This window comes from Rhodococcus sp. RCBS9 (assembly GCF_029457415.1).
GTDB lineage: Bacteria > Actinomycetota > Actinomycetes > Mycobacteriales > Mycobacteriaceae > Rhodococcus_F > Rhodococcus_F qingshengii.
Genome location: NZ_CP120422.1, coordinates 3,522,166 through 3,543,581, shown reverse-complemented (window position 1 = coordinate 3,543,581; position 21,416 = coordinate 3,522,166). Strand labels below are relative to the sequence as shown.

Below are 21,416 nucleotides of genomic sequence, written 5' to 3'. Positions count from 1 at the left end.
GAGGAAGATCCATGCCCACTCACTACCTGGATTCGGAAAAGTCCGAGTCGTCGCTTCGCACCGATCAGACACGCATCACCATCACGGCCGAGCGTAGACGGTGGGCACGTAAGCCCGCACACATCACCGACGCACTCGATTTCTGGTCGTTCGCCGGAGCCGCTGCCAACGTCATCCTGCAACTCGGTTGGCCCGAGGTGGCGTACGGCGTCATGGAGAGCAAGGTCGAATCGGGTGCTCTGACAGCGCATCCGTGGAAGCGTGCACGAACCACGACGCAGTACCTGACGGTCGCGATCCTGGGTGACGAGGAAGAGCGAAAGGCTTACCGCGAGGCCGTGAACTCGGTGCACCGACATGTGAAGTCGGATTCAAACAGCCCGGTCAAGTACAACGCCTTCAATCGCGAACTCCAATTATGGGTTGCTGCATGCCTGTTCATCGGTTTCGAAGACAGTCATCAGTTGCTGCACGGCAAGATGTCCGAAGAACAGGCGGAGTCGTTCTACAAGTCCGCGTCAACTTTGGGAACGACGCTGCAGGTCACCGAAGAGATGTGGCCGGCCACACGTGCCGACTTCGAGCGCTACTGGAACCTCGGTTGCGAACGCGTCGTCATCGACGAACGCACCAAGCAGTACCTGATCGACTTGGTCAACCTACAGATGATCGCGTGGCCGATACGCCTGGTGTTCCGAAACTTGTTGCGGTTCCTGACGGTCGGATTCCTTCCACCGATCTACCGCGACCAACTCGATCTCGAGTGGACCGAAGACGACCGCCGCCGGTTCGAACACCTCTTCATTTTCGTGTCGTTCGTCAACAGGTTCATCCCACGCTCCGTTCGTCAGGCCGGCAACACCATTCAGATGCGCGACATTCGCCGCCGGATCAAGGCGAGCAAGAATCTCGTCTGAGCCAGCGGCGCGTTATTCGTTGTCAATTCTGCTGCCCTACAGGTAAATCGGGCCGGTCGGTCGACAACAGATCACGGCTGGACATGGGTTCCAGCACGACTGAAAACCGGGTCGAAAAGCCGACAAACCGGGCTGATCGAGTGTCACATTCGCCGCATATCGACGCCGCCGAGGCACGTTTCAGGTGACTTGCATCACATTTCATCTCGTTTATGTAACGCCGGGAGAGGTGGCATATCGCCATGCGACCTGGGAAAACACTCTTTGATGCATTTCTGTTGCACAAACATGTGTCGACACGCCGACCCGTGACCAATCCGTAATCATCTCTTATGGTTGGTGACAGCCCGATCAACCGGGCATTACCGAATCGCCACCGCCCGTCCCACCCCGCGGTTCGGACTCGACAACATTCCTAGTGGTGGGAGCGGAGCTGAGACGGTCACCGTCCTCCGTCGGCGGGACTCGAGAGGATTTACCAAAAATGACCAAGACCACCGTTACCCGTGCACTTGCCTCTGTCGCTGCAGCCGGAGCCCTCGCAGCCGGAGCCCTCGGATTGAGCGCAGGCACCGCATCCGCAGCCACCCACGACTGGTCGGGTGTCGCAGAATGCGAATCTTCGGGCAACTGGGCCGCGAACACCGGAAACGGCTACTACGGCGGACTCCAGTTCAGCCAGAGCACGTGGGAGGCCTACGGCGGAGCGGGCAGCGCCGCCAACGCCAGCCAGGCAGAACAGGTCCGCGTTGCTGAAAACGTCCTTGCCGGTCAGGGCGCCGGCGCGTGGCCGGTGTGCGGACAGTACCTCCGCTGACCCCAGTTCGAGTAGTGCGTCACTGCCCGGTGTTCGTCGAGAATTCGACGAACACCGGGCAGTGTTGTATACCGATACCTATTTCCCACCACCACTACTGTTGAAAGATGTTACAGCGGTGCGTGATCCGTCGGGATGCCGCGGAGCGAGCGAGGTATATCGACTCGCCTTCCGATCCCCCATCATCCCTCGGAGAGCCATCCACAATTTTTGGGCCGTCCTCGCCAACCGGTTGTGAGAACTGACCGGCGCAGCCGTAGAAGCGTACGGGATGGGGTCCTTACGCACGTAGTGCTCCATAACCCCAGCGTAGCCGTGTTTCGATGCCGAAATGTTCGTTTTCAATCGCTACCTCGCATCCCTCACTGCGACCGAACAAATCGATCCGGCGCACTCGATGGCCCATCCTTGACCAGGCGTGCAAACCGGTCGGGTAAATCGCGTGGCCCGAACACTTCTCGACCACTGTGTGACAAGAGGCGGTCAACACTCCACCACTCGAAGTGCTCGACCAGCTCGGCGGCCAGCGCTTCGCGCCCCAACGACCCACAGGGCTCGAATGCGGTCGCCACCGGCACGAGGAAGTAGTCGTTGATCGCACCACCCCAACCCGGCAATATCGCCGGGTCACGGATCTCCTCATGCCACACATGGGTGGCTGCGCCGTAGTCGCGCAAGCCGATCTCCTCGTCCAATTCGCGCGCGAGCGCCTCGGACGGGGTTTCGTCTCCTTCCAAGCCTCCGCCCGGAGGACACCAGACCGTCAGCCCGCCCCCGGGCGCGATGAATCGGTAAAGCAGAAGACGGGACTGGTCGTCAACGACCAACCCCCTGGCCGAATGCCTCAGACGCATGAGTGCCACTGTAAGCCAGCAGGTCAGGCCATAACGGCCAACTCCGGCAGTCCGGCAACCACAACCGCGAGGTTGTATCCCGACATCCGCAGTTCTCCGTTGTCCCCTGTCCTCGCGTACTCCGCATGCCCGAACGCCCGCTCGTGTTTCACTCCATCCGGGGTGATCCCCTCGGCCGTGGACAACCGATGGAACTCGGTGCGCGTCGGATCGCCACCGAAACGGCCGAACCCCGCGATACTGTCGCCTTCCGCTTTCATGACGTAGACGTGGCGGTCGGCGATACCGAGGTCCGACTCCACCTTGGCTCGCACCCCGGGTGAACCGTAGAACACCACGTCGTCGACCGCTGCGCTTGCCCCGCGTTGCAGCGCAAGAGAAGTCGCGAGGGATCCGTAGGAGTGGCCCAACGCGGTGATATGGACTCCGTCGTTGACCGACGCAGAACGAAGACCGTGAAAAAAGCTGCCCAATGCGTCGGCGGCTATGCCGGCCTTGGACGATCGACTGACGTCGAAGCTGGCCCGACCGATGTCGAACTTTCCCGGCCCGATCACCTGTGGCGCGTCGTATCCGATCCAGGCGATGGTGGCCACGCTTTCCTTTCGGCCGGCCAGTTCGAGCTGCCGCATCGCCTCGGCTCGTAATCGCGTTGCCTCGCCGACCATTCCGCGCATCGAGTCCTTGACGTTGGTGTTCAGTCCGGGAATCGTCACGGAGATGTGATCCGCTGTGTCCGGATCACCGATCGCAATTGCAGCGAAGCCGCGTTCGCCCGAGCGCATGTCCATGAGCAGTAACCGTCGATCAGGTTCGGCGCGAAACAACTCGTCGAGCGCGTCCAGATCCTCGAGTTTGCGTTCGGCGTACCACTGGCCCGCCCCGGTGTTACTCAGTCTGCCGCCGAAGAACTCGCGGTGAAGTTCTTGCGAGATTCGGACTGAATCATCTTGCAGCCGTGCTCGTTCCGATTGAATTCGATCGAGATTGGCCGGGCTGCGAATCGCAGCAGGAATGCCGTCGAGGTTGGCGATCAGGCCTGGTGCATGACGCAACATCTGACGCTGCCGATCAGGGCTGAACGCTCGCCACTCCTCCCCCACACGCACAGCTTTGTCACGGAGGTCGGTGCCGACCTGAGACCGCAGAGACAACGCATGATGAAGATCCGCGCTGACCAGCAGTGCCTCACCGATCAGTTCTCGAACTGCGACCTCGAGCAACTGGGCGTGCACGTGGAGCGGGTGACCGTCGGCGATGGGCGCAACGGCAGAGACGGTTCCATCCTGACGAATATGCAAGTCGTCGGCGACGGCCTCTTTGCGCAGCGTATCCAGCCGTCGACGGATGTCGCGAACGCGGTGAGCGACCAGAACGCCTTCCAACCCAGCAGACAGTTGATCCAAGGCTTCGACGTCCCATACGTCGATATCTGTGAGATCCACTCGGGTCAGGACGAACGAGCAGCGATCCGAGCCTGTACTTCCGGGCGACGCAACGGAGGGACGGTCTGAGGTGGCTGTCTGCGAGGCGGCAACGCACTGAGCAGGCGCGTCGTCGTTTCGGTCACCTCACGCACCGCCTGTTCGAAGGCGTCTCGGTTCGCGTCGGACACCTTGGCTATTCCGCTCACCTTACGTACGTATTGGCGAGAGGCCGCCTCGATCTCCTCCGGCGTAGCAGCGGGCTCGAGTCCACGAAGTTCAGTGATGTTTCGGCACATAATTCGACGATAACCCTGCTCACCGACGCCGTCACGGTTCGATACATCAATGTATCCAAACTGCCACGCAGATCCGGGCATCACGGTAGTTTCAGTGAAATTCCCCCAGTGACTGGAAGTAGCCACTAACTCATGGACTCTGCACTCACCTCCGTCGGCCTACCCGCCGCACTCGCCATCATCATGTTCGGCCTCGGACTTTCCTTGACGGTCGGAGATTTTGCCCGCGTGGCAAAAGCGCCGAAAGCCGTCTCGATTGCCCTGATCTGTCAGTTGTTGTTGCTCCCGGCCGCGGCCTTCGGTCTGGTCACGTTGTTCGACCTCGACCCGCTGCTCGCTGTCGGCATGATGCTCCTCGCCGCATCACCGGGCGGCACCACGGCAAACCTGTTCAGCCATCTGTTCCGCGGCGATGTCGCTCTCAATGTGACACTCACTGCGGTCAATTCGGTGATAGCGGTGGTCACCCTTCCGCTCATCACCAACTTCGCGTTGGGCTACTTCGAACCCGAGGACGCGGACGGCACCCTCGGACTGCAGTTCACGAAGGTACTTCAGGTCTTTGCCGTCGTACTGATTCCTGTCGCCCTCGGAATGTGGGTTCGATTGCGCTCGAGCGCCTTTGCCGAGCGCATGGACAAGCCCGTCCGCATCGGATCCGCGGTGGTTCTGGCACTGGTGATCGTCGGAACGGTTGTTTCCGAGCGCGAGAACATCGCGGACTATCTCGTCGACATCGGCGTCGTCGCTGCCTTGTTCTGCCTACTGAGCCTCTCGATCGGTTACGTCGTTCCCCGGATATTCGGCATCGAGGATCGTCAGGCCATCGCCAGTTCCATGGAAATCGGCATCCACAACAGCACGTTGGCGATCACCATCGCCGTCAGTCTCCTCGACAACGTGCAATTGGCAGTACCGGCCGCGGTGTACGGCGTTCTGATGTTCCCGCTCGCTGCAGCCTTCGGCGCCGCCATCACCCGAAAGTCACGGACCATGGCCGAAATCGACTAATATCAGGCGGTTTTCGATATAGGTGATCTGGTATCGCCAACCCTACGATCGATACGGACTCAGACCGAAGGGTATCGAAAAAATGCTGACCAACACACCTACCGTGCCGGACGAACGCGTCTGGCAAGAGCTAGTCGACGCACTTACCCGTCGCCAATTCGGCATCGGAGCCGGGATGGCAGCAGTCGCAACTATTCTGTCGTCCTGCAGTTCCAGCGACGGTTCAGGGGCCGATGATGACGCTCAAATGCGCACCGTCACCACGCCGTTGGGGACCTACGACATACCTACCAACCCCAAGCGGGTCTTGGCCGTCGACGCCCGAACCGACCTCGAGCTCGCCATTGCCCTGGAACTACCGGTGTTCGGATACAACATCTCGCCCGTCACCAAGTGGGTTCCCGTCGACGGCTCGGCCGAATACCTCAGCGACAAGCCCAATCTGGAGCAGATCCTCGGACTCGCACCCGATCTCATCATCTGCGTCAACGCCGACAACGAGTACTGGCCCGCCGCAAAGCTCCAAGCCATCGCTCCTGTCCTGACGACCGAATCGAAGCAGACGTGGCGGGAGAACCTGACCCGGCTCTCCGATTGGCTGGGCCGAACACCCACCATGGATCGCCTGATCACCGACTATGACGCTCTGATCACCGACATCCGCTCTCGACACGCTTCGGCGATCGCGGGCAAGACCGTCGCAAGCTTGTCCTACAGTCCGGACAAGGCCACGATCTACATCGACAGCCTGCCCGTGTCGGAGGAAACGGGAAAGAAGAATCGTCAACCCACCGACATGACGCTCGCCGATATCGGCGGAAGAACATTGAACACAACCGGTTTCGACAATCAGGGACGACTGAGCATCGAAGAGATGGATCGTCTGCAAGGCTGCGACGCGTTCATGGTTTCTGTCACAGACAGCAATGACACCACCTTCGAACAACTCTCGGACACCAAGTTGTGGCAAAGACTTCCGGCTGTGCAGGCCGGGAACGTCACCGTTCTGCAAGGAAGTACGTACTACGGGTCCATCTACACCAACATGTACGTCGCCAAGGGCTGGGACGATCTCTATTCGACGCTCGACTGATCAGACTTGTCCGTGGAAATGCCGGCCGCTCCCGCGCAGTCGGCATTTCACGTTTCGAGGTCGATGCCCAACGCTCCGGAGAGGGTCCGCAGACAGATCACTCTCAACTCTTCCTCCGGTATGGAAGGTTGATCGAGCCAGTCGAGGCAGACAGCTCGGACGAACGCGATCCATCCCCGAACTGCAACGGCAGCGAGCCGTCTTCTTTCGCCCTCGAATCCCAGTGCATCGAGGATTCGAATCTGCTGCTGTTCGAGTTCGCGCTCGACAATCGCCCGGATACCGGCCTCGGCCGACAGCGTCCCGACGTTGATGGCGCGCACTCCCCTGCTGTGCGACTTCACGTACGCGAAGTAGGCGTCCAACCCGGCTGCCACCTGTTCGCGCACCGGTAGCGTCGCATCGGGTGCGGTCACCTCGAGCAGGTGCTGCGATTCGCGCTCGACGATTGCGGCGAAGAAGTCTCGCTTGGTCGGAAAATAGTGGTACATCAACCCGCGCGAGACGCCCGCAATCTCGGCGACCTCTTCGATCCACACATCCTCGTACGAGCGATCGGCAAAAAGTTGCGCGCCGATGTCGAGCAACTGCGTGCGCCGCTGCTCTCGGTCCAGGCGTTTTCGTGGTGCGACCATAGGCAAGTCAGATTACTACTTGACACCGATTCAGTAAGGCGTACTTTGCGTACTAGACATCAATTCAGTAAGCGATCTCACCCCGGGGGACACACAATGAGCGTCGACACCACTCCAGAGGCGACGACCGATGCTCGGATCCCGCATCCGGCGTGGCGCCTGCCGGTCCTCGGGGACGTTCTCGGGATCAATATCCGGACACCGCTGCAGAACTCCGTGAGCATCGGCCGCGAACTCGGCCCGATCTTCGAGAGAAATGTCCTGGGAAATCGCTTCGTCTTCGCCTCGGGCGCGGACATGGTGGCAGAACTGTCCGACGAGTCCCGGTTCGCGAAGCACCTTGCACCTGGAGTCAAAGCACTCCGCGGAATCGGCGGCGACGGCCTGTTCACGGCGTACAACCACGAACCCAACTGGGGCAAGGCGCACAATCTCCTGGCACCGGCGTTCAGCCAGACTGCGATGCGCTCGTACCACCGCACCATGCTCGACGTAGCCGGCGAGTTGGTCGACCATTGGGACAGTCGTGAAAGTGACTCCCCCATCGACGTCTCCGCAGACATGACCAAGCTGACGCTGGAGACCATCGGACGCACTGGATTCAGCTACTCGTTCGACTCCTTCGAACGTGAAGAACAGCATCCGTTCGTCAAGGCAATGGTCGGCACACTCTCCCATTCGCAGCGCACGACGTTCCTGAAGTCGACCGCCCTCGGGCGAGTGCTCGCACGTCGCGCCGATCAACGTGACGAGGTCCGCAAGGCGTACATGGCCGAGGTTGTGGACGAAGTGATCCGTGCCCGGCGGACAAGTACCGAACCGGGGCCCGAAGATCTTCTCGAACTGATGCTGCGGGCGGCACGCGAGAACGATCCCAACCGTATCGACGAACTGAACATCCGCCATCAGGTCGTGACCTTCCTCGTCGCCGGACACGAAACGACCTCCGGCGCATTGTCGTTCGCGCTGTACTACCTGTCACGAAACCCTGACGTGCTGGCCAAGGCGCAAGCCGAGGTCGACAAGGTATGGGAGGGCGAGGAGCCCGCCTTCGAGAAGATCGCGAAACTTCGATACGTACGACGCGTCCTCGACGAATCATTGCGTCTGTGGCCGACCGCTCCCGCCTACGGGCGCGCGGCGCTCGAAGACACGACGCTCGTCGGCAAGTATCCGATGAAGAAGGGCGATTGGATGCTCGTGCTCATCCCCTCACTTCATCGTGATCCGGTGTGGGGCAACGATCCCGAGGCGTTCGATCCGGATCGCTTCCTGCCCGCCAACATCAAAGCCAGGCCGGCGCACGTGTACAAGCCGTTCGGAACAGGTGAACGCGCCTGCATCGGAAGACAATTCGCTATTCACGAAGCGGTCCTCGTGTTGGGCACCATCTTGCAGAAATACACGATCGAGGCCGATCCGGACTACGAGTTGAAGGTAGCCGAACGGCTCACCCTGATGCCCGAAGGCTTCAACTTGACGGTCCGCCGACGCTGACCTCGCAAAACTGCGTCGCGCAACTCGGTTGAACAGTCCCGAATGCGGTAATCCCTGAGGTGGCAGCAGCGAGCACCGGCGCACCCTGGGAGTTCACATGACAAAGAGGCCTGCAGTGGGAATCGTCTTACTCTCGGCGGCATTGGCCACGGGAGCTTGCTCGGCAAGCGTCGGGACGCCGCAAGTGGACAAGTCCGAAGTCGCAAGTCAGATCTCCACTCAACTCGCCGAGAAGATCGGCGAGCCACCCGACGACGTGACGTGTCCGGAGAACCTCGACGCCGAAGTCGGCGCATCGATCACGTGCATCCTGACCGAGCAGGGCACCGAATACGACGTCACAGCTACCGTGACCAGCGTTGACGGTGAAAGTGCGAACTTCGACATCAAGGTTGCGGATGTGCCGAACAACTAACTGCTGTGCGCCTTTATTAACCGCCGGCGGTTAATAAAGGCGCACAGCAAGGCGTCAGAGACGCTCGATAATCGTCGCGTTCGCGGTGCCGCCACCTTCACAGATGGTCAGCAGGCCGTAACGACCGCCGGTGCGCTCGAGTTCGTTGAGCAGGGTTGCCATCAGCTTGGTGCCGGTCGCGCCGAGCGGGTGACCGAGTGCGATCGCGCCGCCGTTGACGTTGACCTTGGCCGGATCTGCGCCGATTTCCTTGATCCAGGCCAGGACGACCGGGGCAAAAGCTTCGTTGATCTCGACGATGTCGATGTCGTCGATGCTCAGGCCGGCCTTCGCGAGAGCATGCTTCGTGGCCGGGATCGGCGCACTGAGCATGAAGATCGGGTCGTCGCCGCGTGCGCTGAGGTGATGAATCCGGGCGCGGGGCTCGAGGTTGTACTTCTCCACCGCTTCCGCCGACGCCAGCAGCAGCGCACTCGCACCGTCGGAGATCTGGCTGGCCACTGCCGCGGTCATGCGTCCGTCTTCGACGAGAACCTTGAGCGTCGCCATCTTCTCGAGGCTGGTCTCGCGGGGTCCTTCGTCGACGGTCGCGTCGCCCATGGCGACGATCTCGTTGTCGAAACGACCCGCGGCGATTGCAGCCTTGGCGCGCTCATGGCTCTGCAGGGCCCACTTCTCGAGCTCTTCGCGGCTGATGTCCCACTTCTCGGCGATCATTTCGGCGCCCTTGAACTGCGAGACTTCCTGGTCACCGTAGCGCTCGGTCCAACCGACCGAACCCGAAGTCGGCGTGTCGAATCCGTACTGCTGACCGACGATCATCGCTGCCGAGATCGGAATCTGGCTCATGTTCTGAACGCCGCCGGCAACGATCAGATCCGCAGTGCCCGACAGGATGGCCTGAGCGCCGAAGTGCACTGCCTGCTGGCTCGAACCGCACTGACGGTCAACGGTCACCCCGGGAACGTGCTCCGGGAATCCCGCTGCGAGCCAGGACATACGGGCGATGTTGCCGGCCTGGCCGCCGATGGCGTCGACGCAACCGAAGATCACGTCGTCGACGTCACTGGGGTCGATACCGGTGCGCTCGACCAGTGCCTTGACGACGTGCGCACCGAGATCGATGGGGTGCACGCCGGACAGCGCGCCGCCCCTCTTGCCGATCGGTGTGCGAATGGCGTCGACGATGTAAACCTCGGACATAGCGTTAGCTCCTAGTTTCGTTGTGCAGCAATAGTTCTTGAAGTTGATTCAGCAATAGCGTCTGAAGTTGTGGCCGGATCGGAGAGCCCGTCGAGCACGATCGCGAGATATTGAGCCGCGACGGCGTGCGCCGAGAGGGATCCACCCGGGCGGTACCAGCGAACCGCGACCCACACGGTGTCGCGCATGAAGCGGAAGACCAATTCGACGTCGATGTCGGAGCGGAAGGTCCCGTCCGCGACGCCGGCTTCGAGGACGCCGACCCACAGGTCCCGGAATTCGGTGTTGCGCTCGGCCAGGTAAGCGAAGCGCTCGTTCCCGACGAGGTGCTTGACCTCGTCCTGGTAGATCGCCACAGCCGAATGTGAGGCGTCGATGGCCTCGTACGACGTCACGACCAGTGCTTCGAGCGTCGCGCGACTGTCCAACCCCGCCGCGACGATCTCGCGGTATTTTCCGAAGAGTTCGTCGAGGAACTGGTGCAGGATCTCGTCGACCATCGACTCCTTGGAATCGAAATGGTGATACAGGCTGCCGGACAGGATCCCGGCGGCGTCGGCGATGTCGCGGACGGTCGTCGCGCGCACTCCGCGATCGGCGAAGAGCCCCGCGGCGATCTCGAGCAGCTCGTCGCGGCGCCCGGACTTGCCGTTTGATTCGTCGGAATTTCGAGGTGGCGTCATGTATTCAATCCTATCCAGGGCCTTCCCCTGTGCGCGGTCAGCGAGTCCAGGGGCTCCTTAACCGCGCACGGGGACGCTAGGCCCTCTGCGAAGAAACGGAGACGATCTCGCCGGTCATGTAGGTGGAGTAATCGCTGGCGAGCATCGCGATGACCGTTGCGATCTCCCAGACCTCCGCGGCGCGGCCGTAGGCCTCACCGGAAGCCAACTGGTCGAGCAGTTCCTCACTGGTGACCTTCGCCAGGAACGCGTGACGCGCAATGGAAGGCGAGACCGCGTTGATACGGACTCCGTACTCCGCTGCTTCGATGGCGCTGCACCGAGTCAGCGCCATGACGCCGGCCTTGGCTGCGGCGTAGTGCGCCTGGGAATGCTGCGCGCGCCAACCGAGAACGGACGCGTTGTTCACCAGAACACCGCCGTGGGGAACGCTCTTGAAGTACCGCAGGGCGGCGCGCGTCGAACGGAAGGTGCTGTTGAGGGTGATGTCGAGAACGCGATCCCACTGATCGTCCGTCATGTCGACGACGGGAGTTTCACCGCCAAGGCCCGCGTTGTTGACGACGATGTCGATACGTCCCAACTTCTCGGCGGCGCCGACGAACAACGCGTCGACCTGCTCGGTGCTCGATACATCGCAGATGATCGATTCGACCTGCTGACCGGGGAATTCGGCCTTCAGCTTCTCCACCGTCTCGCCGAGTCGACGCTCGTGGAAGTCGGAGACGAGAACGTCGCCGCCCTCGAGAAGCACCCTGCGCGCAGTGGAGAAACCGATGCCGGTTCCGGCTGCGGCGGTGATGATCGCCTTCTTGCCCGCGAGCAGTCCGTGGCCCGGGGTTTCCTCCGGCGCAACGGAAAGCGGGGACGCGGCTTTGGTGTCAGACATTAACGGGCCTCTCGAGGAAGACCGAGCACGCGCTCGGAAATGATGTTGCGCTGAATTTCGTTGGAGCCGCCGTAAATCGTGTCGGCGCGGGTGAAGAGGAAGAGTCGTTGCCATTCGTCGAGCTCGAGGTGCTCGGGATCGGTGATGTCCGAGGCATTGCCTTCGGAATCCGCCCACGGTGCAACCAACGACGACGGACCCTGCACGTCCATCGCCAGCTGTCCCAGATCACGATGCCAGTTGGCCCACAACAGTTTTGCGACGGACGCTTCTCCGCCACCGGTTCCGGCGTCGACCGCGTCGAGAGTGCGCATCGCGTGGGCGCGCATCACGCGCAGTCCGACCCACGCGCGGGCGATCTTTTCGCGAATGTGCGGATCCTGGTCACTGCCATTGGCTTTCGCCAGGTCGACGACGCCTTGGAGCTCGCGGGCAAATCCGATCTGCTGTCCGAGCGTGGATACACCGCGCTCGAAGGTGAGCAGCCCCATCGCGATCTTCCAGCCCTCGCCGGGTTCCCCGACCACCAGATCGGCATCGGTAACGGCGTCGTCGAAGAAGACCTCGTTGAACTCCGATGTGCCGGTGAGCTGCTGAATGGGCCGAACTGTCACACCGGGCTGATCCAACGGGACAAGCAGGAAGCTCAACCCCTGGTGACGCTTGGAGCCCACCTCGGTGCGGCAGACCACGAAGCACCACTGCGCGACGTGAGCCAGTGAGGTCCACACCTTCTGGCCGTTGATGATCCACTTGCCGTCTTCGAGGCGTGCGGTCGTGGAGACGTTCGCGAGGTCGGAACCGGCGCCGGGCTCGGAGTAGCCCTGCGACCACAGTTCACTGACCGTGTTGATGCCAGGAAGGAATCGGCGCTTCTGCTCGTCGGTGCCGTACGCGATCAGCGTCGGGCCGAGCAGCTCTTCACCGATGTGGCTGACGCGAGCGGGCGCACCGGCCTTCGCGTACTCCTGATGGAAGATGACCTGCTGGGAGATGCTTGCTCCCCGCCCGCCGAACTCCTTCGGCCACCCGAGGCACGTCCACCCCGACGCTGCGAGGTGCTTGTCCCACTCGAGTCGTTGCTCGAAGAACTCGTGCTCACTGCCGGGGCCGCCCTTACCCTTGAGCTGGGCGAATTTGCCCGTCAAGTTCTCGGCCAACCACTGCGCGACCGTGGCCGCAAACTCGTCGTCCGTCATCTGCCCGTCCGGGCTCTCGCTCTGGTCCACATATGTAAGATAACCTACCAAGCACTTGCTAGGTAGCGTGTCAGGTAGGAGTCCAGTGACCGAACAACCGAGAACCATCCCATCAGCCCTCATCCGGGCCGCCGAGGAGTTCGGTGAGCGCGCGGCTATCGCCGATGGCGACACCCGACTGACCTTCGCACAGCTACATCAGCGCGTCCGCGATTTCGCCGGCGCACTGATCAACCGTGGGGTGAAGGCAGGCGACCGCGTCGTCATCTGGGCGCCCAACACATACCACTGGGTGATCGCCCTGCTCGGCGCTCAGTACGCCGGCGCAGCCATCATCCCGATCAACACGCGCTACACCGGCACCGAAGCACTCGACATCATCGAGCGCGTCGACGCAGCTGCCCTGGTGGTCGTCGGCACGTTCCTCAAGGCCGACCGGTACCAGCAGTTGCTCGACGCCAATCCGGACCTGAGGATCCCCACCGTCATCCAGGTACCGATCGACGGGGACGACGACCGTGACGGCGTCATCGAGTTCGAGGACTTCCTCGCGCTCGCCACCGACGCCGCCCGCACCGAAGCCGACGCGCGTGCTGCGAAGGTGCAGCCAGACGACGTCAGCGACATCCTCTTCACCTCCGGCACCACGGGGCGCAGCAAGGGTGCGATCACCGCGCATCGTCAGTCCATCGCTGTCGCCAAGTCGTGGGGTGAATGCGCCGAGGTCACCGCCGACGACAACTTCCTCATCATCAGCCCGTTCTTCCACACCTTCGGGTACAAGGCCGGAATCCTGGTCTGCCTGTTGAACGGTGCGACGATCGTGCCGGTGTCCGTCTTCAACATCGACGACACCCTCGCATTGGTCAGCAGCGAGAAGATCAGCATCCTGCCTGGCGCCCCGACGATCTACCAGACCATCCTCGATCATCCCCGCCGCAGCGAATACGACCTGTCCTCGCTCCGCATCGCGATCACGGGCGCAGCACCCGTGCCGGTTGCTCTCGTCGAGCGCATGCAAGCAGAGCTTTTCGACGCCGTCCTCACGGCATACGGTTTGACCGAGGCAGTGGTTGCGACCATGTGCCGCACCGACGACGACCCGGTCACCGTCTCCACCAGTTCCGGCCGCGCGACAGCCGATTTCGAGGTCAAGATCGGCGACCAAGGCGAGATCCTGCTTCGCGGACCGAACGTCATGCTCGGGTACCTCGACGACCCGGAATCCACCGCCAAGGCAATCGACGTCGACGGCTGGCTGCACACCGGAGACGTCGGAACCCTCGACGAGCGCGGATATCTCGACATCACCGACCGTCTGAAAGACATGTACGTCAGCGGCGGATTCAACGTCTACCCCGCCGAGATCGAGGGCATGTTGGCTCGCCTGCCCGGCGTCCACGAGTCTGCTGCCATCGGCATCCCCGATCACCGGATGGGAGAGGTGGGCCGCGTCTACATCGCCCAACTCGACGGTGCCGGCCTCACCGAAGAGTCGGTAATCGCCTTCCTCAAGGAGAAGATCGCAGGCTTCAAGGTGCCCCGCGAGGTGCGCTTCGTAGATCACCTGCCCCGTAACCCTTCGGGCAAGGTCCTCAAAACGGTTCTGCGCGAGGAACAATCATGACCGTTCCCTTCGAAGCCGACGTCGTGACCTACGAGGTTCGTGACTCGGTCGCCGTCGTGACCTTGAATCGACCCGACTACCGCAACGCCCAGAACTCGGTGGTCACGTACGCCCTCGACGCGGCATTCCAGCGCGCCGTCGAGGACGACGACGTGAAGGTGATCGTCCTGGCAGGCAACGGACCTCACTTCAGCGCCGGACACGACCTGGGAACTCCGGGACGCGACCATCACGTCGAGTACGAGAACAAGGCCACCATGTGGTGGGATCACGTCGACAAGCCAGGCGGTGACCAGCGTTTCGCCCGCGAGATGGAGGTCTACCTGGGCATGTGCCGCCGTTGGCGGGAGATCCCCAAGCCCACCATCGCGATGGTCCAAGGCGCCTGCATTGCCGGTGGGCTCATGCTCGCCTGGGTCTGCGACATGATCGTCGCGGCCGACGACGCCTTCTTCTCCGATCCCGTTGTCCGCATGGGCATCCCCGGCGTCGAATACTTCGCGCACCCGTGGATGGTCGGTTCACGATTCGCCAAGGAAATGCTCTTCACCGGCGATCGGTTCACCGCGCAACGTGCATACGAAATCGGCATGGTGAACCGCGTCGTCGCCCGCAAGCATCTCGAGAAGGAGACGTTCGAGCTCGCCGGACGTATCGCCGAGATGCCGCGCTTCGGACTGGCTTTGACCAAGAAGGCCGTCAATCAGTGCGAGGATCAGATGGGGATGCGCAACGGCATCGACTCCGTCTTCGGTCTGCATCACTTCGCTCACGCTCACAACGCCGAAGTCGGCAAAGACTCGCTTGGTGGTCTCGACGCCAAAGCTATGGCTGCCAGTGCTCGCGCACCGCAGGAAGGAACAAAATAGTGGATCTCGTATTCGACGACGCCACAACCGCATTCCGTGACGAGGTTCGCTCGTTCCTGGAAGCGAATGTACCCGCGACTCCCCTGAAGTCGATGGATACCGCCGAAGGCTTCGAAGAGCACCGTCAGTGGGAGCACACACTCGCCGACGCCGGCTACGCCGTCGTCTCCTGGCCCAAGGAACTCGGCGGACGCGATGCATCCCTGCTCGAGTGGGTCATCTTCGAGGAGGAGTACTACCGCTCGGGCGCGCCCGGCCGCGTCAGCCAGAACGGCATCTTCTTGTTGGCTCCCACACTGTTCGAGCATGCAAATGCCGAGCAGTTGGCTCGCATCATGCCGCGCATGGCTCGTGCCGACGACATCTGGGCCCAGGCCTGGTCCGAGCCCGAGTCCGGTTCCGACCTCGCAAGCCTGCGTTCGAGTGCGAAGAAGGTCGACGGCGGCTGGCTGCTCAACGGTCAGAAGACGTGGAGCTCACGCGCGAGTTACGCCGACTGGGGCTTCGGCTTGTTCCGCTCCGATCCGGATGCGCAGCGCCACAAGGGCATCACGTATTTCATGTTCGACCTCCGGTCGAAGGGTGTCACCGTTCGCCCGATCGATCAGCTCGACGGTGAGCCCGGCTTCGCCGAGATCTTCCTCGAAGACGTCTTCGTTCCGGACGACCCGGCCAACCCAGGTGAGTCGGGTGTGATCGGAAACGTCAACGAAGGTTGGCGGGTCGCGATGAGCACCGCGAGCAACGAGCGTGGTCTCTCGCTGCGCAGCCCCGGCCGCTTTCTCGCCACCGTCGACCGCCTGCTCGAGCTGTACAAGTCCAGCGGACGCACCGACGACAGCGCTCTGCGCAACCAGGTCGCCGACGCCTGGATCGGCGCTCGCGCTTACCAACTCAACACATTCGGCACCGTCACCCGTCTGGCCGACGGTGGACAGCTCGGCGCCGAGTCCTCGATCAACAAGGTCTTCTGGTCCGAGTGGGATATCGCCACCCACGAGACTGCTCTCGAACTTCAGGGCCCTGAAGCCGAGTTGGCCGACAACTGGATGGACGGATACCTGTTCTCCCTGTCCGGCCCGATCTACGCAGGCACCAACGAGATTCAGAAAAACGTCATCGCTGAGCGTCTGCTCGGCCTACCGAAGGCGGACCGATGAGATTCGCGCTCGACTCCTCCCACCAGGACTTCGCTGCAAGCATCGATGCGCTGCTGACCAAGTCCGACATGCCCGCCGTCATCCGTTCGTGGAACGACGGTGACACCGAGCCGGGCAAGAAGCTCTGGCAGCGCCTCGCCGAGACCGGCGTCAACGGTCTCGTCATCTCCGAAGAGCACGACGGACTCGGCGCCGACGCCGTCGACCTGGTCGTTGCGCTCGAACAGCTCGGTCGGCACGCAGTACCCGGACCGGTCGTCGAAACGATCGCCGTGGCGCCGACGCTCCTGGCTTCCGTTGCACCGGAACGTCTCTCTGCTCTCGCCGAGGGTTCGCTGGCAACCGTCGCAGCTCCCCCGCGCACACCGTTCGCGCTCGACGCCGATGCGGTGGATCTGGTTCTGCTAGCGCAGGACGGTGCCGTATCACTCGGCGTCCCTGGCGAAGCCAAGGCATCAGTGGATCTCTCCCGCAAGCTCTACGAGGTTTCCGCCGGCGAATCACTGGGCTCCGCCGACTTCTCGGCCGCCTTCGACATGGGCGCTCTTGCCACTGCCGCGCAGTTGCAGGGCCTGGGACAGACACTGCTCGAGGTCACCACCGAATACGCGAAGCAGCGCAAGCAGTTCGGCAAGGTCATCGGACAGTTCCAGGCCATGAAGCACCACCTGGCCGAGGTTGCCGTCTCCCTCGAGATGGCTCGCCCCCTGCTGCACGGCGCCGCACTGTCGGTTCGCGATCAGTCGGCCGACGCCTCGCGTGACATCTCTGCGGCCAAGGTCGCGTGCGGGGATGCTGCGTACAAGGCCGCTCGCGTCGGACTCCAGGTTCACGGCGCCATCGGCTACACGATGGAACACGATCTCTCCTTGTGGCTCACCAAGGTACGGGCGCTGCTCACCGCGTGGGGCACACCGTCCGAGCATCGCGCACGCGTCGTCGAAGCGCTGGTTGCATCATGAGCATCGACACCGAAGACCAGGCAGCATTGCGCGCATCGGTACGCGATCTCCTGAGCAAGCATTCCGACTCCGCTGCCGTCCGCGCCGCCATCACCACAGAGATCGGCTACGACGCCGCTTTGTGGAGCAAGCTGTGCGAGCAGATCGGCGTCGCCGCGTTGGCGATTCCGGAGGAGTTCGACGGCGTCGGAGCAGGTTTGGGCGAAGTACACGTGGTCCAGGAGGAATTGGGCCGCACGCTGACCCCGTCACCGATGCTGGGTTCGGCGATTCTTGCCGCACAGGCACTGCTGCTTTCCGGTGACAACGACGCATGCTCGCGACTGCTGCCCGGTGTCGCGTCCGGCGAGAGCACGCTCGCTCTGTGCTGGGCAGGTGCCGCGGGTTGGAGCACCTTCGGCGTCGAGGCAACCGAAGACGCGTTGACCGGTACGGCGTCGTACGTCCTCGACGGACACGTCGCAGACACCCTGCTCGTTCTCACGGCCGACGGGTTCTACGAAGTGGATCCAGCGGCCGAAGGCGTCTCCCGCCGACGCGTCCCCACCATGGATCCGACGCGAACGCTGGCGGAGGTCACGTTCTCCGGTGTTCGTGGTCGGCCACTGGAGTGGTCCGAAGATCTGGTCGATCGGATCCGAACCGTCGTTCTGATCGCCTTGTCTGCTGAACAGGTCGGAGCGGCAGCAGCGATCGTCGAACAGACCGTGGAATACACCAAGTCGCGCAAGCAGTTCGGTCGCGCGATCGGTTCTTTCCAGGCCCTCAAGCATCGGATGGCCGACATGTACACGTTGGTCGAGACGGCGCGGTCGATGACGTACGCCGCCGTGGCGACGCAGTCGGCGGACGACGCGGCAGTGGCGAAGGTCTACTGCTCGGAAGCCTTGCAGCAGATCACCTCCGAAGCGGTTCAGTTGCACGGCGGAATCGCGATCACCTGGGAGCACGACGCTCAGCTGTACTTCAAGCGTGCACACGGCAGCGCTCAGCTTTTCGGTCAGCCGAGCACCTACCTGCCGAGCCTCGCGCAGGCAGCGGGCCTCTAGGAGACGTCGGTGCTTGTTCGCTCGGGATTGCGAGCGAACAAGCACCACTGGTGCCCAGTCAGTGGAATGCCCAGCAGATTAATAGCTCTGGATCGCGCAGAATCGGTCACCAGACAGCTGTCCATCCCACAGACCGGAGTTTTCTCGTGAATCGATTCGACGACAAGCGCGTCCTCATCAGCGGCGCAGGATCCGGAATCGGCCAGGCCACCGTTGCCCGCATCCTGGCAGAAGGTGGCACCGTCGTCGCCGCCGACATTTCCGAGACCGGCCTCGAACAGACGCTGAACGCAGCGAAGGACGCAGGCCATTCCGATCGCCTGACCACGGTGAAGGTCGACATCTCCAGCGAAGAGTCTGTTCGCGAACAGGTCGGCGCTGCGATCAAGGCTCTGGGCGGGCTCGACGTGCTGGTCAACGCGGCGGGCATTCTGCGCTCCGCGCACACCCACGAGATGACACTCGATTTCTGGAACACCGTCATCGGGGTCAACCTCACCGGAACTTTCCTCATGACGAGGGAGTCCCTGCCGGCACTGCTCGAAAGCGGGGCAGGCGTCGTGGTCAACTTCAGTTCCACGTCGGCCACCTTCGCCCACCCATATATGACGGCATATGCAGCGTCGAAGGGCGGAATCCAATCCTTCACGCACGCTCTTGCACTCGAGTACAGCAAGCAGGGCCTTCGCGCCGTGGCCGTCGCACCCGGCAGCATCGCTTCGGGCATGACCTCCGATCCTGGATTCCCGGCCGACATCGACTTCACGCTGCTCGGCAAGCTGGCGCCGGCAATCGGTGAGGGTTTCGCGCCCCCGTCCGCGGTCGCCGGCGTGATCGCGATGCTCGCTTCCGAGGACGGCTCGTTTGTCACCGGAACGGAAATCCGCATCGACGGCGGCACGCATATGTGACCACTTGCTGTGCGCCTTTATTAACCCCCGGCGGTTAATAAAGGCGCACAGCAGCGAGGCGGCATACTTAACTGGCCGCCGGGAACCCGTCCGGCGGTACGACGTGCGGTGGGGAGCCAGCGGTGAGCGAGTCAACAGGCACTACGAACCTCGAGCCCGTGCTGATCAGTCCCGTCGTCGGCGGAATGATTCGCACGTGGTCCGAGGACGAGACCCGCTTGTGGAGCGTCGACGATCCCGCGGCGCTCGGCGCACAGTTGGGACGCGGTCTCGTAGCCCGTACGACCCTGCCGGACAACAAGTTCCGAGAGGTTGCGTTTCTGGATACCCAGACCCAGGCCCTCACTGTGCAGCCGCGCTTCGCTTCCCCTGACAGCACTGCACTTGCCGCACCGTTCAAGCTCACCGAGGCGTCGGCCCCGACGTCCGACGCTTGGGAAGATCTCGAATCGGTACTCGCGTCGGTCGCGATCTCCGCTGCTGGACGTGGCGAATTCTGGCTCGCGGAACTCGGCGGGTGGGATGCTCCGCACGAGCCGAACTGCCTCTTCACGACCGTCGACGAATCGGGACTGGCCAACGCGGTCATGGAGGCCACCCCCGCGCCCGCCGGAACCGGCGTCTGGCCGGAGGTTCCGAGCGGACAAACCGGCGTTTCCGTTTCGGCACCAGCCTCACAGGACACCATCGAGGCTGCCGGAATCTTCGCGGTATCAGCGATCGAGACGTGGGGCGTCACACCGTGGGACATCAACCTCACTTTCGGCAAACTGGTCGATTTCGCCTGATCAGCGGCGCCGACACGCGGCGGTGAGTTGTACGTCTCCCCTCAGCCGACGGCTCACGGTTCGTCACAACACGCCCGATGGCGACGACATCGGGCCCCTCGGTGGGCATACTGAGGGAACTGGGGTTACTCCCGGTCACAAATACCCGTGGATCCGCGTCGGGGCGGGTGCGGTCCGACAACACGCGAGCAGCCACAGACACTGGCGGCTCCGAAAGGTTCAATCATGGCAACCGACCAACTACAGACGGTTGTATTGCACGGCGACCAGCTCAAGTACGTCGACCAAGGCAGTGGCCCCGTTGTGGTGCTCATTCACGGCCTACTGGGCGCGCACTCCAATTGGGAGCCGCAGATCGAGACGCTCTCGCGTCATTACCGCGTGATCGCCCCTGATCTCTTCGGACATGGTGCGTCGGACAAGCCTGCCGGCGACTATTCACTCAGTGCTCACGCCGCCACCGTTCGCGACCTCCTCGAAGCCCTCGATATTCCGTCGGCCACCCTCGTCGGTCACTCCCTCGGTGGTGGGATCGCGATGCAGACGCTGTACCTGTTCCCCGACCGGGTGGAGCGGCTGTGCCTGGTGGCCAGCGGCGGACTCGGCCCCGAGGTGAGCCCACTCCTGCGCGCGGCGACTCTGCCCGGCAGCGAACTGGTACTTCCCGTTCTCGCGTCCAGGACGCTGACCGACGTGACGGACAAAGCGCTCGGACTTTTCAACAAGATCGGCCTGTTCAAGCTCGGTGCCAGCGCGAGTGAGGCCCGTAAGAGCTTTGCTTCGGTATCGGACGCGTCGACACGTCAGGCATTTCTGGCGACCGCGCGATCGGTCATCAACTACAACGGCCAAACCGTCAATGCCACTCCGCATTTCGCCAACTTCAAGAACCTGCAGGCACTACTGGTGTGGGGCGAGGAAGACACCATCATCCCCAACGCCCACACCGAGAATGCTCGCGCCGAACTACCGCTGGGGCGGGTGGAGATATTCAAGCGCGCCGGGCATTTCCCGCACCTTGACTATCCGGATCGCTTCGACCGTGTCTTCTCCGAATTCATGACGGACTGCGGAGTCGGTATCGGCACCGGACCCAAGGCCGTCAGCAGCTGAA

General features: G+C 62.5%; 21 protein-coding genes and 1 pseudogene. 14 read left to right on the top strand and 8 right to left on the bottom strand.

Annotated elements, in window-relative coordinates; all coding sequences use genetic code 11:
• Positions 1 to 11: 11 nt before the first annotated feature.
• The gene (locus P0M12_RS16705) at positions 12 to 917 is read left to right on the top strand and encodes an oxygenase MpaB family protein (RefSeq protein ID WP_003945519.1); all 906 of its coding nucleotides are present in this window, start codon (positions 12 to 14) and stop codon (positions 915 to 917) included.
• Between the two features lie 484 nt (positions 918 to 1,401).
• Positions 1,402 to 1,728 (top strand): annotated as a pseudogene (locus tag P0M12_RS16700) (transglycosylase family protein); the annotation flags it as partial.
• Positions 1,729 to 2,096: 368 nt separating this feature from the next.
• Here the strand turns inward: P0M12_RS16700 and P0M12_RS16695 are convergent.
• Genes P0M12_RS16695 through P0M12_RS16685 form a run of 3 tightly spaced genes read right to left on the bottom strand, consistent with a single transcriptional unit; the run spans position 2,097 to position 4,311 of the window.
• A complete protein-coding gene (locus P0M12_RS16695) occupies positions 2,097 to 2,588 on the bottom strand; it encodes an NUDIX domain-containing protein (protein WP_073512098.1) in 492 nt (163 codons plus the stop codon).
• 23 nt (positions 2,589 to 2,611) lie between these two features.
• Positions 2,612 to 4,033, bottom strand: a complete 1,422-nt coding sequence (locus P0M12_RS16690) for an alpha/beta hydrolase (RefSeq protein ID WP_007734212.1) — start codon at positions 4,031 to 4,033, stop codon at positions 2,612 to 2,614.
• Positions 4,034 to 4,038: 5 nt separating this feature from the next.
• Positions 4,039 to 4,311 carry a DUF2277 domain-containing protein gene (locus tag P0M12_RS16685; RefSeq protein ID WP_003945457.1) on the bottom strand — a complete coding sequence of 91 codons (273 nt, stop codon included), beginning with the start codon at positions 4,309 to 4,311 and terminating at the stop codon, positions 4,039 to 4,041.
• Between the two features lie 132 nt (positions 4,312 to 4,443).
• On the opposite strand from P0M12_RS16685, the gene P0M12_RS16680 reads away from it, so the two are divergent.
• Entirely contained in the window at positions 4,444 to 5,322 is an 879-nt protein-coding gene (locus P0M12_RS16680) for a bile acid:sodium symporter family protein (protein WP_003945620.1), read from the top strand.
• A gap of 82 nt (positions 5,323 to 5,404) precedes the next feature.
• On the top strand, positions 5,405 to 6,415 hold the full coding sequence (locus P0M12_RS16675; RefSeq protein ID WP_202426981.1) for an ABC transporter substrate-binding protein: 1,011 nt from the start codon (positions 5,405 to 5,407) through the stop codon (positions 6,413 to 6,415).
• Between the two features lie 47 nt (positions 6,416 to 6,462).
• Here the strand turns inward: P0M12_RS16675 and P0M12_RS16670 are convergent, their stop codons facing one another.
• Entirely contained in the window at positions 6,463 to 7,050 is a 588-nt protein-coding gene (locus P0M12_RS16670; protein ID WP_277376583.1) for a TetR/AcrR family transcriptional regulator, read from the bottom strand.
• A 96-nt stretch (positions 7,051 to 7,146) separates the two neighbouring features.
• Here P0M12_RS16670 and P0M12_RS16665 point away from each other — a divergent pair, with 96 nt between their 5' ends.
• Positions 7,147 to 8,547 carry a cytochrome P450 gene (locus P0M12_RS16665; RefSeq protein ID WP_277376582.1) on the top strand — a complete coding sequence of 467 codons (1,401 nt, stop codon included), beginning with the start codon at positions 7,147 to 7,149 and terminating at the stop codon, positions 8,545 to 8,547.
• A 97-nt stretch (positions 8,548 to 8,644) separates the two neighbouring features.
• Positions 8,645 to 8,962, top strand: coding sequence for a DUF4333 domain-containing protein (locus P0M12_RS16660; protein ID WP_020906277.1), 318 nt, complete (start codon positions 8,645 to 8,647; stop codon positions 8,960 to 8,962).
• 54 nt (positions 8,963 to 9,016) lie between these two features.
• Here the strand turns inward: P0M12_RS16660 and P0M12_RS16655 are convergent, their stop codons facing one another.
• The 4 genes from P0M12_RS16655 to P0M12_RS16640 all read right to left on the bottom strand — a co-directional run bounded on the left by P0M12_RS16655 (position 9,017) and on the right by P0M12_RS16640 (position 12,966).
• Entirely contained in the window at positions 9,017 to 10,165 is a 1,149-nt protein-coding gene (locus P0M12_RS16655; protein ID WP_277376581.1) for an acetyl-CoA C-acetyltransferase, read from the bottom strand.
• An 11-nt stretch (positions 10,166 to 10,176) separates the two neighbouring features.
• Complete coding sequence (locus P0M12_RS16650) at positions 10,177 to 10,848, bottom strand: TetR/AcrR family transcriptional regulator (RefSeq protein WP_003945807.1); 672 nt, start codon at positions 10,846 to 10,848, stop codon at positions 10,177 to 10,179.
• Positions 10,849 to 10,924: 76 nt separating this feature from the next.
• Entirely contained in the window at positions 10,925 to 11,737 is an 813-nt protein-coding gene (locus P0M12_RS16645; protein WP_003945582.1) for an SDR family oxidoreductase, read from the bottom strand.
• Positions 11,737 to 12,966 (bottom strand): acyl-CoA dehydrogenase family protein, encoded by a 1,230-nt coding sequence (locus tag P0M12_RS16640; RefSeq protein WP_277376580.1) that lies wholly within the window; start codon positions 12,964 to 12,966, stop codon positions 11,737 to 11,739. The genes P0M12_RS16645 and P0M12_RS16640 overlap by 1 nt, the downstream gene beginning before the upstream one ends.
• Positions 12,967 to 13,021: 55 nt before the next feature.
• Here P0M12_RS16640 and P0M12_RS16635 point away from each other — a divergent pair, with 55 nt between their 5' ends.
• The 8 genes from P0M12_RS16635 (at position 13,022) to P0M12_RS16600 (ending at position 21,415) form a co-directional block, all read left to right on the top strand.
• Positions 13,022 to 14,563, top strand: a complete 1,542-nt coding sequence (locus P0M12_RS16635; protein ID WP_021332413.1) for a FadD3 family acyl-CoA ligase — start codon at positions 13,022 to 13,024, stop codon at positions 14,561 to 14,563.
• On the top strand, positions 14,560 to 15,432 hold the full coding sequence (locus P0M12_RS16630) for an enoyl-CoA hydratase (RefSeq protein WP_064688590.1): 873 nt from the start codon (positions 14,560 to 14,562) through the stop codon (positions 15,430 to 15,432). Before P0M12_RS16635 ends, P0M12_RS16630 begins: the two co-directional genes overlap by 4 nt.
• Positions 15,432 to 16,592, top strand: coding sequence for an acyl-CoA dehydrogenase family protein (locus P0M12_RS16625; RefSeq protein ID WP_007734181.1), 1,161 nt, complete (start codon positions 15,432 to 15,434; stop codon positions 16,590 to 16,592). The genes P0M12_RS16630 and P0M12_RS16625 overlap by 1 nt, the downstream gene beginning before the upstream one ends.
• Positions 16,589 to 17,554, top strand: a complete 966-nt coding sequence (locus P0M12_RS16620) for an acyl-CoA dehydrogenase family protein (protein ID WP_007734178.1) — start codon at positions 16,589 to 16,591, stop codon at positions 17,552 to 17,554. The genes P0M12_RS16625 and P0M12_RS16620 overlap by 4 nt, the downstream gene beginning before the upstream one ends.
• Positions 17,551 to 18,603 (top strand): acyl-CoA dehydrogenase family protein, encoded by a 1,053-nt coding sequence (locus tag P0M12_RS16615; RefSeq protein ID WP_003945931.1) that lies wholly within the window; start codon positions 17,551 to 17,553, stop codon positions 18,601 to 18,603. The genes P0M12_RS16620 and P0M12_RS16615 overlap by 4 nt, the downstream gene beginning before the upstream one ends.
• 146 nt (positions 18,604 to 18,749) lie before the next feature.
• Positions 18,750 to 19,514, top strand: a complete 765-nt coding sequence (locus P0M12_RS16610; protein ID WP_003945543.1) for an SDR family NAD(P)-dependent oxidoreductase — start codon at positions 18,750 to 18,752, stop codon at positions 19,512 to 19,514.
• A gap of 122 nt (positions 19,515 to 19,636) precedes the next feature.
• On the top strand, positions 19,637 to 20,302 hold the full coding sequence (locus P0M12_RS16605) for a hypothetical protein (protein ID WP_054188066.1): 666 nt from the start codon (positions 19,637 to 19,639) through the stop codon (positions 20,300 to 20,302).
• A gap of 225 nt (positions 20,303 to 20,527) precedes the next feature.
• Positions 20,528 to 21,415 (top strand): alpha/beta fold hydrolase, encoded by an 888-nt coding sequence (locus P0M12_RS16600; protein ID WP_003945464.1) that lies wholly within the window; start codon positions 20,528 to 20,530, stop codon positions 21,413 to 21,415.
• Position 21,416 lies beyond the last annotated feature (1 nt).